Source organism: Amycolatopsis sp. A133 (genome assembly GCF_031082405.1).
In the GTDB taxonomy this organism is placed as follows: domain Bacteria; phylum Actinomycetota; class Actinomycetes; order Mycobacteriales; family Pseudonocardiaceae; genus Amycolatopsis.
In genome coordinates this window covers 771,726-784,674 of the sequence record NZ_JAVHJU010000004.1, presented here as the reverse complement: position 1 = coordinate 784,674, position 12,949 = coordinate 771,726, and the positions used below count along the sequence as shown (strand labels likewise).

Annotated in this window: 10 protein-coding genes; 7 read left to right on the top strand and 3 right to left on the bottom strand. The window is 74.1% G+C overall.

Annotation, left to right across the window (positions count from 1 at the left end):
- Window positions 1-132 precede the first annotated feature (132 nt).
- The 3 genes from Q5425_RS07815 to larB are packed head-to-tail and all read right to left on the bottom strand — an operon-like array spanning window position 133 to window position 2,514.
- On the bottom strand, window positions 133-600 hold the full coding sequence (locus Q5425_RS07815; RefSeq protein ID WP_308671417.1) for a DUF4383 domain-containing protein: 468 nt from the start codon (window positions 598-600) through the stop codon (window positions 133-135).
- Window positions 601-610: 10 nt separating this feature from the next.
- A complete protein-coding gene (gene larC / locus Q5425_RS07810) occupies window positions 611-1,822 on the bottom strand; it encodes a nickel pincer cofactor biosynthesis protein LarC (protein WP_308671416.1) in 1,212 nt (403 codons plus the stop codon).
- The gene (gene larB / locus Q5425_RS07805; protein ID WP_308671415.1) at window positions 1,819-2,514 is read right to left on the bottom strand and encodes a nickel pincer cofactor biosynthesis protein LarB; all 696 of its coding nucleotides are present in this window, start codon (window positions 2,512-2,514) and stop codon (window positions 1,819-1,821) included. Before larB ends, larC begins: the two co-directional genes overlap by 4 nt.
- Before the next feature lie 194 nt (window positions 2,515-2,708).
- Between larB and Q5425_RS07800 the strand changes: the two genes are divergently transcribed.
- The 7 genes from Q5425_RS07800 (at window position 2,709) to Q5425_RS07770 (ending at window position 12,949) form a co-directional block, all read left to right on the top strand.
- Window positions 2,709-3,533, top strand: coding sequence for an asparagine synthase-related protein (locus Q5425_RS07800; protein WP_308671414.1), 825 nt, complete (start codon window positions 2,709-2,711; stop codon window positions 3,531-3,533).
- Window positions 3,534-3,772: 239 nt separating this feature from the next.
- Entirely contained in the window at window positions 3,773-5,593 is a 1,821-nt protein-coding gene (locus tag Q5425_RS07795; protein WP_308671413.1) for a BTAD domain-containing putative transcriptional regulator, read from the top strand.
- A 281-nt stretch (window positions 5,594-5,874) separates the two neighbouring features.
- Window positions 5,875-7,539 (top strand): class I adenylate-forming enzyme family protein, encoded by a 1,665-nt coding sequence (locus tag Q5425_RS07790; RefSeq protein ID WP_308671412.1) that lies wholly within the window; start codon window positions 5,875-5,877, stop codon window positions 7,537-7,539.
- 21 nt (window positions 7,540-7,560) lie between these two features.
- Window positions 7,561-8,598 carry a 3-deoxy-7-phosphoheptulonate synthase gene (gene aroF, locus Q5425_RS07785; RefSeq protein ID WP_308671411.1) on the top strand — a complete coding sequence of 346 codons (1,038 nt, stop codon included), beginning with the start codon at window positions 7,561-7,563 and terminating at the stop codon, window positions 8,596-8,598.
- A 30-nt stretch (window positions 8,599-8,628) separates the two neighbouring features.
- Window positions 8,629-10,557, top strand: coding sequence for an FAD/NAD(P)-binding protein (locus Q5425_RS07780; RefSeq protein ID WP_308671410.1), 1,929 nt, complete (start codon window positions 8,629-8,631; stop codon window positions 10,555-10,557).
- Window positions 10,554-11,876: an adenylosuccinate lyase family protein gene (locus Q5425_RS07775; protein WP_308671409.1), complete on the top strand. Its 1,323-nt coding sequence runs from the start codon at window positions 10,554-10,556 to the stop codon at window positions 11,874-11,876. Before Q5425_RS07780 ends, Q5425_RS07775 begins: the two co-directional genes overlap by 4 nt.
- Complete coding sequence (locus Q5425_RS07770; protein ID WP_308671408.1) at window positions 11,873-12,949, top strand: branched-chain amino acid aminotransferase; 1,077 nt, start codon at window positions 11,873-11,875, stop codon at window positions 12,947-12,949. Before Q5425_RS07775 ends, Q5425_RS07770 begins: the two co-directional genes overlap by 4 nt.

The window sequence follows — 12,949 nt, the reverse complement described above, 5'->3', positions numbered from 1 at the left end:
TGGGTGCGTTGGGCGCACCGAACGCCACATTGGGTGCGTTGGGCGCACCGAACGCCACATTGGGTGCGTTGGGCGCAACCAACGCCACATTGGGTGCGTTGGACGCAACCAACGCCGCATTGGGGCGCTTGGTCAGTGGCCCTGCTTCTCCGGCTCCGGGTACTGGCCGCGCTTGCGGTCGGCGGCCGTGGTCGCGATGGCCGCGGCGATCATCGCCAGGCCCAGGCCGAGGTGCAGCCAGTCGTCGGCGTTGTCCATCGGGAGGATGTTGGCCGGGCTGTCGTGGTCCATCGCCAGGCCGAACACCCACAGCAGCACGTAGATCCCGCCGCCGATCATCAGGAACACCCGGGAACTCCCGTTGCTGCGGGCGGCCAAGACGCCCAGGACGCCGAACAGCAGGTGCACCAGGTTGTGCAGCACCGACACGGTGAACACGCCGAACAGCTGCGCGCCCGACTCGTGCCCGGCGAACTTCAGGGCGTCGTAATCCGCGGTGATCCCCGGGATGAACCCCAGCACGCCCACGAGCAGGAACGCGACCCCGAACACCATCGCGGCGGCCCGGGCCGCGCTCCGCTCAACTCGTACATCCGTCATGGGGGCCCGGCTACCCCACCCCGGCCCGGACAAACCCGCTGCCCTGCGCCGCCGCGCGGACCTCGTCGAGGACCTGGCGCAGGGGCTGCCCGCTCGCTTCCGCGGCCGCCTTCACCTCCTCGTACTCCGGCTGGGCCGTGACGACCTCGCCGTTCAGGTAGCCGCGCTTCACGCTGACGGGTGTTCCCCGGTAGTCCACCGTGACGCTGTCGCGCGGCAGCGCGCGCCGCTCCACCGGGGACAGGCGGACGCCCAGCGTCGTGGTGTGCGCGAACACCGCCGCGCAGACGCCGTCGACGCGGTCCTCGGCCGCCAGGGCCGTCAGGAGCACGCCCGGCCGTCCCTTCGGCGCGGTCACCGGTGCGCACCAGGCGTCGGCCGCGCCCGCGCCGCGCAGCGCGGCCAATACCTCCGGCCACAGCCGGGGATCCAGGTCGTCCACTGTGGTCTCGACGACCGTCATCGCCGTGCGGACCCAGGACGGCGACGGCGTCGAGGCCGATCCGACGACCACGCGGACGATGTTCGCGTGCCCGGGCGGGTCGGCGGTGCCCGCGCCGACGCCGACCCGCACCGGCACGCACGCCGGCATGGGGCCGTACCCGTCGGCCAGCGTGACGAGCAGCGCCGCGCCGGTCGGCGTGCACAGCTCGCGCGCGGCAGGGTGCGCGGCCACCGGGGCGGCCGCGCCGGTGAGCAGCGCGAGCACCGCGGGCGGGGGCACGGTGAGCCGGCCGTGGGCCGCGGTGACCGTGCCGCCGCCGACGGCGATCGGGGAGACCGTGACCGTTGCGTCCAGCAGCCCCAGCGCGTCCAGCCCGAGCGCGCACCCGACGATGTCCACGATGGCGTCGAGCGCGCCCACCTCGTGGAAGTGCACCCGCTCCGGTTCGATGCCGTGCACGCCGGCTTCCGCCTCGGCCAGCTTGCCGAACACGGCGGTGGCGAAGCGTTCCGCCGCGCCGGGCAGCGCGGCGCTCCCGATCAGCTCGAGGATCTCCGGCAGGTGCCGGGCGTGCCGCGTCTCGGGCGCTTCGACGACCACCTGCCGGGCCCGCAGCCCGTGCCGCCGCACCACCTGTTCGGTGAGCCGGACGTCGTCGACCCGCAGCCGCGCCAGTCCCGCGAGGACACCGCCGAAGTCCGCGCCCGCGTCGACCAGCGCGGCCAGCAGCATGTCGCCGGCGCACCCGTTCCCCGCGTCGATCCAGGCGACGGTCACGACGCCACCGACTGCCGGGCGACGCGGGCCGCGGCGACCCCCGCGCCGAAGCCGTTGTCGATGTTGACCGTCACCACGCCGGGCGCGCAGCTGTTGAGCATGGTCAGGAACGCGGTCAGGCCGTCGAGGTGCCAGCCGTAGCCGACGCTCGTCGGCACCGCGATCAGCGGGGTGCCGCACAGTCCACCGAGGACGGTCGGCAGCGCCGCCTCCATCCCGGCGATCGCCACGACCGCGTCGGCGCCGTCGATGCGGTCGCGTTCGGCCAGCAGCCGGTGCAGCCCGGCCACGCCGACGTCGACGACGAGGTCCGGCGCCGAGCCGAAGACCGCGACCGTGGTGGCGCATTCCCGGGCGACGGGCAGGTCCGAAGTGCCCGCGCACACCACGGCCACCCGGCCGCGCGGCGCGGGCCGCGGACCCAGCGTCACCGTGCGGCCCGCGACGTCGATGTCCGCGCCCGGCAGGGTTTCCCGGCACAGCGCCCGGGCCTCGGCGTCGACGCGGGTGGCGAGGACCGCCCGGCCGGGATGGGCTTCGTGCAGGCGCGCGAGCGCCGCACTGATCTGCTCGGGCGTCTTCCCCGCGCCGAACACCACTTCCGGGTCGCCGGTGCGGGCGGCGCGGTCGAGGTCCAGGCGGGCGAATCCGAGGTCGGCGATGGCGGGTGCGGGTGTTCCGGTCGATACCACGGCCGACACGCTAGTGAGGCCGCGTTCGCGCTGTAAACCGAGTGCCGGGAATGCCGCACGAATGCGGCAATGGGTTGACTCGGTGGAACCACCGCGGTCGACTTGGCCGCACCACAGACAGTTCCGAGTGGAGGATACGTGTCTTTTCGGCCGAAAGGGATCACGATGACCGATCGACCAGCGGGAATGCCGTAATGTCCGCCGGAATCGAAGACCGGCTGCTGGCCCGGGTCCGCGCACTGGGCAGTGTGGCCGTGGCGTTCTCCGGCGGCGTCGACTCGGCGCTCGTCCTGGCCGCCGCCGTGCGGGCCCTGCCGCGCGGGCGCGTGCTGGCCGCGATCGCCGACTCGCCGAGCCTCGCGCGGGCGGAACTCGCCGCCGCACGGGAGATCGCGGCCGGTCTCGGCGCCGAGCTGGCCGAGGTCCCGGTCGTCGAGCTGGACGTGGCCGGCTACCGGGACAACGCGGGCGACCGCTGCTACTTCTGCAAGCAGACGGTGCTGACCGCCATCAGCGGGCTCGCGCACCGGCGCGGCCTGGCCCACGTGGCCACCGGCACCCACGCCGACGACCACCGGGCGGTGCACCGCCCGGGCCTGCGAGCCGCGCGTGAGCTGCGGATCGCCGAGCCGCTGGCCGAGGCCGGGCTGGGCAAGAGCGACGTCCGGGCCCTGGCGGCCGCCTGGTCGCTGCCGGTGGCGGACAAGCCGTCGGCACCCTGCCTGGCGTCGCGGATCTCGGTGGGGGTGCCGGTTTCCGTGGGGCGGCTGGGACTGGTGGAACGCGCCGAGATCGCGGTGGGCGCGCGGCTGGCCGAGGCCGGGATCCGCACCCGTGACCTGCGGGTCCGCCTGCTCGGCCGGGGGTTCCGGGTGGAGCTGGACGCCCGTGCGCGCGCGGCCGTCGAAGCGCGGCCGGGGCTCGCCGCGGCGGTGCTGGCCGAGCTGGGCGGGCTCGGCCTGGCCGGCCCGGGGACGCTTTCGGCTTATCGCGCGCCGGTCCTCGTGCCGCCGCAGTAACCGCGCGCATCATTTCCGTGACCGCGGTGCGGGCATTTTTACCGTCATCGAACGGAGCATAAAAAATTCCCGGCACCGCTTGCCGGTGCTGGGTGCCCGATATTTGCCGCCGAATGGTGTCGGTAATTCTTCATCGTGCTTTCTCTGGCCGGTCGAGCGCATTTTTCCGCTATGTTCCGGCAGGTCCGTGCGACGGCGCTGCCGACGGTAACCGTCCGCGTACGGTGGGGAGGATCGAAGTGTACTTCCAGTTGCTCGGCACCGTGCGGGTCCAGCGCGACGGGGAACGGGTCGACCTCGGCGGCCTGCGTCAGCAGCGGCTCCTGGTGATGTTGCTGCTCGACGCCGGCAAGGTGGTCAGCGCCGACCGGCTGCTCGAGGCCATGTGGGACGGTGCGCCGCCCGTGACGGCGCGGCGGCAGCTGCACAACGCGGTGGCCGCGCTGCGGCGCAGCTTCGGGGCCGCCAAGCACATCGTCGTCAAGGACGGCCCCGGCTACCGCATCACGGTGACCGCGCAGGACGTCGACGCCCACCGCTTCGCCACCATGGTCGCCGCCGCTTCGGCGGCCGCTTCCGTCGGGCGCACCGAGGCGGCCGTGGAGCTGCTGGAGGCGGCCCTCGCCCTGTGGGAGGGGCCGGCGCTGTCCGGGTTGTCCAGCCCGGCGTTCGAGATCGCCGCCGCGCGGTTCGAGGAGAACCGGGTGACCGCGACCGAACGGCTCGCGGTGCTGCGGCTGGACGGCGGCGACGCGGCGGCGGTGGTGGTGCAGCTGGGCGAGCTCGTCTCGCGGCACCCGCTGCGGGAAGAGACCCGCAAGCTGCTGATGCTCGCGCTGCACCGGTGCGGCCGCACGGCCGACGCGCTCACCGTGTACGAGCAGGGCAGGCGGCTGCTGCGGGACGAGCTCGGCGTCGACCCGGGCGCGGGCCTGCGCGAGCTGTACGAGCGGATCCTGCGTGACGAACTGCCGCACCGCAAGGCCGCGGAACCCGGCGGGCGGTCCTTCCTGCCGTACGACACGGCGCACTTCACGGGCCGGGCCGAAGAGCTCGAGTTCCTGACGGGCAGCCGGCCGGCCGGGACGGCGTTGAGCATCCTGGCCATCGACGGCATGGCCGGCGTCGGCAAGACGACGCTGGCCGTCCGGCTCGCCCACCAGCTGGCGCACGGGTTCCCCGAGGGGCATCTGTTCATCGACCTGCACGGGCACACCGCCGGGCAGGAGCCGCTGGACCCGGGCACGGCGCTGGAGCGGCTGCTGCTGGACTTCGGGCTCGCGCCGGAGCAGGTGCCCGGCGACACCGGGCAGCGCGCGGCGCGCTGGCGGGCGGAGGTCGCCGAGCGGCGGGTGCTCGTGGTGCTGGACAACGCCCTCGACGCCGGCCAGGTCCGCCCGTTGCTGCCGGGCACGGGAAAGGCGCAGGTGATCATCACCAGCCGGCGGCGGCTCGCCGGCCTCGACGGGGTGACGTCCCGCTCGCTCGACGTGTTCCCGGCCGGGGACGCGGCGGCGCTGTTCACCCGCGTCGCGGGCGCCGGCCGCACGGCGCAACGCCCGGACGCGGTCGCCGAAGTGGTGGCCCTGTGCGGTCACCTGCCGCTCGCGGTGGGGATCGCGGCGTGGCGGTTCCACAACCGGCCGGCGTGGTCGCTGGAGGACCTGGTGTTCCGGCTGCGCGACCGCGCCGGCCGGCTCGCCGAGCTCCGCATGGGCGACCGCAGTGTGGCCGCGCAGTTCGAGGTGTCGTACCGGAAGCTGTCGCCGGGACAGCGCCGGCTGTTCCGCATCCTGGGCGGCACGACCCGCCCCGGCGAGGAGTTCGACGCGGGCACGGCGGCCCGGCTGGTGAACCAGCCGGTGCGGGAAGCGGAGCGGCTGCTGGAGGAGCTGTTCGACGCGCACATGCTCCGCCAGCGGGCGACGGGGTGCTACCACTTCCACGAACTGGTCCACGAACACGCACGCGCGAAGACGGAGGAGCCGGACGACGGCCTCTTGACCACGTTCGGCCGCACCCTGCCTTCGGTGACCAAAGTGGAGTACAGCCTGGGCTGAGCCCCGCTGTCTGCCGGCGAACCGGCTTCCGGGAGGAGGCCGGCGCGGAACTTTCCCTACGAAAGTGACGGCTTGGGCGCGGAACTTTCCCTGCGAAAGTGACGGTTCGGCGGTGGGTCACCGAGCCGGCGCGCTGCGCGAACCCGGCCACCCGGGCACCGCCGCCGATGCAGGGCCGATGCGTCGGCGAGGCCGCACCGATGGCCGCTCCCGGCAGGGTGAACCGGGAACCGAACCCCCAGTCCCGTCGCCGTCGTGGGCCCGCACCAGAAAGTGATGACATGGAGTTCACTCACCAGACCGTCCTGAGCCCCGAGCTGCGGGCCAGGGTTCTCGAGGACCCGGCCATCGGGGGCGGGAACCTGCTGCCCGCCATGCTGGAGCTCAACCCGCGCCCCGACGAGCCGTTCATCCGCTCCCTGACGCCGATCCCGTACACCGACGGGGAAACGCGGACCCGGTTCAGCCTCCGGGACCTCGACCACCTCGTGCAGAGCTGGTCGGTCTGGTACCTCGAGCGGGGCGTGCGGCCGCGCGACCGGGTCGCCGTCTTCCCGCCCGACTCCATCCAGTACTTCATCCACCTCTGCGCGCTGGCGCAGATCGGCGCCATCTCGATGCTCATCAACAGCAACGCGAAGCGGGACAGCGCGGTCGCCCTGATCGAACGCAGCGGGGCCATCGGCCTCTACACCGACTCCGAACGGCTCGACCGGATCGCGGGCGACCTCGACCGGCTGAACCTGACGTGGGTCGAGACCCGCCAGGACGGCCCGCCGTCGGCCGTCCTGCCCGACGCGGACCGGTTCCGGCACCACCCGGACGATCCCGTCGGCCTGATGCACTCCTCGGGCACCACCGGGCTGCCGAAGCCGGTGATCCACACCCACAAGACCATCTTGGACGGTCCGAAGTGGCGGGCTGTCAACTACCGGGAAGAGCCCGGCGCCGTCATCCTGAACGCCCTCCCGCAGTCGCACCAGGGCTGCGTGTCGTTCAACGCCTACGCCGTGCTCGGCGGGCAGCCGATGGTCGTGTGGCGGGACGTCTCCGGCGCCGAACTCGCCCACGCCGTCGAGGCGCACGAGCCCACCATGGTGATGGCGTTCGGCCACGCCTACCCGGAGCTGGCCGCGATCGAGACGCCGCCGGGCGCGCTGGACTCGGTGAACATCTGGGTGTCCATGGCCGACGCCATCCACGAGCGGCACCTCAAGAACATCCTGGGCCGCCGGTCGCCGGGCCTGCCGCCCGCCGCCTTCCTCGACCGGCTCGGCACCACCGAACTGGGCTGGGGCGTGCTCATGCAGCCGCGCACCCTCGCGACCGAGCGCAACGACCGGTGCGTCGGCAAGTCCGTGGGCTACGCCGAAGTCGCGATCGTGCGGGAGAACGGCACCCTCGCCGAACCCGGCGAGATCGGCCTGCTCGGCGCGAAACCGCCGTCGATGACCGTGGGCTACTGGGGCAACCAGGACACCTACTACCGCAGCAAGCTCGCCGGCTACTGGCTCACCGGCGACGTCGCCTACCGGGACGAGGACGGCTGCTTCTACCAGGTCGACCGCGCGGTGGACGTGGTGCACACCGCCGCCGGGCCGGGCTACTCCGTGCAGATGGAGGAACTCATCCTCAACGAGGTGGCCGGGGTCGAGGACTGCACGGTGGTGGCCGGGCACCACGACGGCGAAGAGGTCGCCGTCGCCGTCGTGACCGGCGATGGCGTGGACGCGGAGAAGGTCCTGTTCGCGGCCAATGAAGCCTTGCGCGCCCACGGGAAGCCCGAGCTGTCCGTGGTCGAGGTGGCCACCGGCGACGAGGACTTCCCGCTCGGCGTCACCGGCAAGTCGCTCAAGCGCTTCCTGCGCGACAAGTACTCCGACCTCGCCGTCCACGTCCGTGACCGCCGGGGCAAGAACCTCGCGACGAGCGACGCGCTCGCCTGACCTTTCGGAGAAGAGATCGCCGTGACCGACCAAGACCTGCTGCTCGTGTTCGACGACACCGTGACCCGCGCCGACGTCGACGGCTGGCTGCGCCACCTGCGCGCCGCGGGCACGCCGGCGCGGGTGTACCGGCTCGGGGGCAGCCACGTGCTCCCGGTGTCCGGAGTGGACAGTGCGGAACTGCTCGCCGCGGTGCCGAGCCTGCCGCCGCCGACCCGGCGGGTGCCGCGGGGCGGTGCGGCGTGGCTGGCCTGCCGGCAGCTGCGGCCCGGCGGCACCGAGGTGACCCTGGGGCCGGCGACGATCGGCGACGGCTCGGTGGCGGTGATCGCCGGGCCGTGCGCGGTCGAGACGCCGGAGCAGATGACGGCCACCGCGGCGCTGGTCGCCGAGCACGGGGCCGTCGCCCTGCGGGGCGGGGTCTTCAAACCGCGCACGTCACCGCACTCGTTCCAGGGGCTCGGGTTCGGCGGGCTGGACCTGCTGGTGGAGGCCAGGAAGCGGACGGGGCTGCCGTTCGTCACCGAGGTCGTCGACGTCGAGCACGTCAAGCGGCTGGCCGACGTCGTCGACGGGTTCCAGATCGGCGCCCGGAACATGCAGAACTTCGCGCTGCTGAGCGCGGTGGGCCAGACCGGCCTGCCGGTGGTGCTCAAGCGCGGGTTCGGCTGCACCGTCGAGGAGACCCTCGCCGCGGGCGAGTACCTGCTGTTCGAGGGCAACGACCAGGTCGTGCTGTGCGAGCGCGGCATCCGCACGTTCGAGCCGTCGGCGCGGTTCACGCTCGACCTGACGGCGGTGGCGCTGTGGAAGCAGCGCACCCACCTGCCGGTCATCGTGGACCCGAGTCATTCCGGCGGCCGTCCGGAACTGGTGGAGCCGCTGTCGCTCGCGGCGATCGCGGCGGGCGCCGACGCCTTGCTGATCGACGTCCACGTCCAGCCGGAGCAGGCGCTGTGCGACGCGGACCAGGCACTGCGGCCGGACCAGTTCGCCGGGCTGATGACCCGGCTCGCCGGTGCCGCCGCCGGGCTCGGCAGAAGCCTGCAGACACTCTGAGCGGCCTTCGCGGCCAGGGAGCGGGAAACAGTGTCCGGTGAGACGTCGGAGATCGCCGTGGTCGGGCTCGGCCCGCGCGGGCTGTCGGTGGCGGAACGGTTGTGCGCCAACGCTGCCGTGCTCGTGCCGCCGGGCCGCCGGCTCGTCGTCCACCTCGTCGACCCGCACCTGGCCGAAGGCGGCCGGGTGTGGCGGAGCACGCAGGACCGGCTGCTGCTGATGAACACGGTCGCCTGCCAGGTGACCATGTTCGTCGACGAGAGCGTCGGCTGCGCCGGCCCGGTGGTGCCCGGCCCGAGCCTGTACGAGTGGGCGCGTTCGATCGCGCTGCTGGGCAGCCCGCTCGTACCGGACGCCGTCCGCGCCGAAGCCGCGTCGCTCGGGCCGGACGACTACCCGTCCCGGGCGTTCTACGGCAGCTACCTGCGCTGGACGCGGCGGCGGATCACCCGGATCGCGCCGCCGTCGCTGCGGTTCGAGGCGCACCAGGCGCGGGCCGTCGACGTCCGGGACACCGGCGCCGGGCGGCAGGAGGTCGTGCTGGACGACGGCACCGCCGTCGGCGGCCTCGACGCCGTTGTGCTCGCGCTGGGCCACCTCCCGCACGAGCTGACCCCGGCCGAAGCCGGGCTGAGCCGGTACGCGCGCCGGCACGGCCTGCGGTACCTGGGGCCGGGCAACCCGGCCGACGCACCGCCGTCCGGGGCCGCCGCCGGCGAGCCGGTGCTGCTGCGGGGGATGGGCCTGAACTTCTTCGACCACCTGGCCCTGCTCACGCTCGGCCGCGGCGGTGCGTTCACCCGGACCCCGGCGGGCAGGCTGACCTACACGGCGTCCGGCCGGGAACCGCGGCTGATCGCCGGGTCCCGGCGGGGCGTGCCGTACCAGGCCCGGGCGCGCAACGAGAAGGGCGCCTTCGGCCGGCACGAGCCGCGGTACCTCACCCCCGGGGTCGTCGAACGGCTGCGGCACGGCGCGGACTTCCGCCGGGACGTCTGGCCGCTGATCGACCAGGAGGTCCGCACGGTCTTCTACGCCACGCAGGTGCGGGAACAGGGGTGCGCGTGCGACGCCGGGGAGTTCACCGAGGCGTTCGCGGCGGCCGGGCCCGCCGAGGTGCCGTCGGCCGGGGACCCCCTGGCGGTCCGGGAGACCGAGGCCCAGCGGATCGTGCTGGCCAAGTTCGGCCTCGGCCCCGGCTGGGACTGGCGGAGCGTCGCGAACCCGTACCCGGCCGCCGACCTCGCTTCGACGGCGGCCTTCCGCCGTCGCCTGCGGTCCGTTGTGGACGAGGAGCTGGCGGAGGCGGCGAAGGGCAACGTGACCGGGCCGGTCAAGGCGGCGACGGACGTCCTGCGCGACCTCCGCAACGAGATCCGGCTGGTCGTCGACCACGGCGGGATCTCCGGCCGCTCCTACCGCGACGAGCTCCAGCGCTGGTACATGCCGCTCAACGCGTTCCTGTCGATCGGCCCGCCCGCCGAGCGGGTCGAGCAGTTCGGTGCGCTCCTGGACGCGGGTGTGCTCGAGGTGCTCGGCCCGGACCTGCGGGTCACCGGTGCGGGCGGCCGGTTCGTGGCGTGGTCGGCCGCGTGCCCCGACGTCACCGTGCACGCCACCACGCTGATCGAGGCGCGCTTGCCGGAGACCGACCTGCGGCGCACGACCGACCCGCTGCTGCGGGCCCTGCTCGCCCGCGGCGAGTGCCGCCCGTACCGCATCGGGGAGTACGTCACCGGCGGGGTGGCGGTCACCCGGCGGCCGTACCACCTGCTGGACGCGCGCAACCGCCCCCACCCGCGGCGGTTCGCGTTCGGCGTGCCGACCGAGGCGGTGCACTGGGTGACCGCGGCCGGCATCCGCCCGGGCGTCGATTCGGTGATCCTCGGCGACGCGGACGCGATCGCCCGGTCGTGCCTGCGGGTCGCGGCCGGCGTCGGATCGGGGCGGGCCGCATGACCGGGCTGCTCGCTCCGGCGTGGGCCGCGACGGGTGCCGATGCGCTCGTCGACGACCACGCCCTGCTCGCCGCGATGCTCAACACCGAGGTCGCCCTCGCCGAGGCCCAGGCCGAACTGGGCGTGATCCCCGAGGCGGCGGCGAAGGCCATCCGCGCCGCCGCGGTGCCGGAGCACTTCGACCTCGCCGCACTGGCCGCCGGCGTGCGCGAGACGGCGAACCCGGTGGTGGCGTTCGTCGCCGGGCTCACCGCGGCCGTCGACCCGGCCGCCGCCGACCACGTGCACCGGGGCAGCACCAGCCAGGACATCCTCGACACCGCCCTGATGCTGCTCTGCACGGCCACATTGGACCGCGTCACGCGGGATCTGCTCGCGACGGCCGGGAGCCTGGCCGGGCACGTCCGCGCCCACCGGGACACGCCGATGGCCGGGCGCACCCTGACCCAGCACGCCGTGCCGGTCACCTTCGGGCTCAAGGCCGCGACCTGGCTGCACCTCGTGCTCGACGCCGTCGAGCGCGTGCGCCGGGTCTCGCTGCCGGTGTCACTGGGCGGCGCGGCCGGGACCCTGTCCGCGTACCAGGAGTACGGCTCCGCCGAAGGTGCGCTCCGGCTGCCGGACCTGGTCGCGCGCCGGCTGGGCCTGGCTCCCCAGGTGCTGCCGTGGCACGGGATCCGCACCCCGATCGCGGACGTCGCCGCCGCGCTGCTGGTCACCACCGGCGCGCTCGGCAAGATCGCCGCCGACGTCCTCGTGCTGTCCCGCACCGAAATCGGCGAGGTCACCGAGGCACCGGCGCCGGGACGGGGGGCGTCCTCGGCGATGCCGCAGAAGCACAACCCGGTGTTCTCGACGCTGGTGGCGACGGCGGCCCGCCAGCTGCCCCCGCTCGCCGTCGTGCTGTTCCAGTCGATGGCGGTCGAGGACGAACGGTCTTCGGGTGGCTGGCACGCGGAATGGCAGCCGCTGCGGGACGCCCTGCGCATCACGGCCGGCGCGGCGGCGAACGCGGCCTGCCTGGCGGAGTCGTTGCGGGTCTCCCCGGCGGCGATGGCGGCGAACCTGCAGCTCACCCGGGGCGCGATCGTGTCGGAGCGGGTCAACGCCGTGCTGGCGCCGTCGCTGGGCAAGGCGGCGGCCAAACGCCTGCTGGCCGACGCCGCCGCCGAAGCCGGCCGCACGGGGCGTGACCTGGCTTCGGTGCTCGACGTCGACCTGCCACCCGGCCTGCTGGATCCGGCGGGCTACACCGGGCTGTCCGGCCCGCTGGCCGACCGGGCCCTGGCCCGCTACGACGTCGTGAAGGAGTGCCGATGACCGCGCTGGAGTCCCCGCCCGAGCAGACCGGGCCGATGCCCGCCGAGCAGCGCGAAGCCCTGCTGCGCATGCCCGGGTTCGGTTCGCTGTACTCCGACCACATGGTCACCGCGCGGTGGACCGCGGAGGCGGGCTGGCACGACACCCGCACCGGCCCGCTCACCGCGTTCTCGCTGCACCCGGCCACCATGGCGTTCCACTACGGACAGACGATCTTCGAGGGGCTGAAGGCGTTCTGGCGGCCGGACGGGCGGCACGTGCTCTTCCGCCCCGGCGACCACGCCCGCCGGTTCGCGCGGTCGGCCCGGCGGATGGCCATGCCCGAGCTGCCGGAGGCGGACTTCCTCGCCGCCGTGGCGGCGCTGACGCGCGCCGACCGCGACTGGGTGCCGCGGCCCCGCGGCCACAGCTTCTACCTGCGGCCGTTCCTGCTCGCCGCCGAGACGCACCTGTCCAACCGGCCCGCCGCCGAGTACCTGTTCGCCGTGATCGGCAGCCCCGCCCGGCCCGCCGCCGTCGAACCGGCGCCCATCCGGCTGTGGGCCTCGACCGAGTACGTCCGCGCCGCCGACGGCGGCACCGGCACCGTCAAGTGCGGCGGCAACTACGGCGGGTCCTACCTCGCGCAGCAGGAGGCCGCGGCGCACGGCTGCCACCAGGTCGTCTGGCTGGACGCGCGGGAACGCCGGTACGTCGAAGAGGTCGGCGGGTCCAACCTGTTCTTCGTCGAGGGCGACCGGCTGGTCACCCCGCCGCTGAGCGGCACGCTGCTGGCCGGCGTCACCCGGGACTCGATCCTGCGGCTCGCCGGGCGGCTCGGGCTGGCCGTCGCCGAGGAACCGGTCACGCTCGAGGACTGGGAGCGCGGGTGCCGCGACGGCCGCATCACCGAGACGTTCGCCTGCGGCACCGCCCGCGCCCTCGCGCCGGTCGGGCACGCCGTCACGCCCGAGGGGGAGTGGGCGATCGGCGACGGCGGCACCGGCCCGGTCACCCGCCGTCTGCTGCACACGCTGCTGGACATCCAGTACGGCGTGACCCCCGACGAATTCGGCTGGCTGCACGCCGTCTGA

What these genes read in the sequence shown, in the direction of transcription:
- Q5425_RS07815 (WP_308671417.1), bottom strand. Translation starts at nt 600, where the DNA reads ATGACGGATGTACGAGTTGAGCGGAGCGCGGCCCGGGCCGCCGCGATG.
- Q5425_RS07800 (WP_308671414.1), top strand. Translation starts at nt 2,709, where the DNA reads ATGTCCGCCGGAATCGAAGACCGGCTGCTGGCCCGGGTCCGCGCACTG.
- Q5425_RS07790 (WP_308671412.1), top strand. Translation starts at nt 5,875, where the DNA reads ATGGAGTTCACTCACCAGACCGTCCTGAGCCCCGAGCTGCGGGCCAGG.
- Q5425_RS07775 (WP_308671409.1), top strand. Translation starts at nt 10,554, where the DNA reads ATGACCGGGCTGCTCGCTCCGGCGTGGGCCGCGACGGGTGCCGATGCG.
- Q5425_RS07770 (WP_308671408.1), top strand. Translation starts at nt 11,873, where the DNA reads ATGACCGCGCTGGAGTCCCCGCCCGAGCAGACCGGGCCGATGCCCGCC.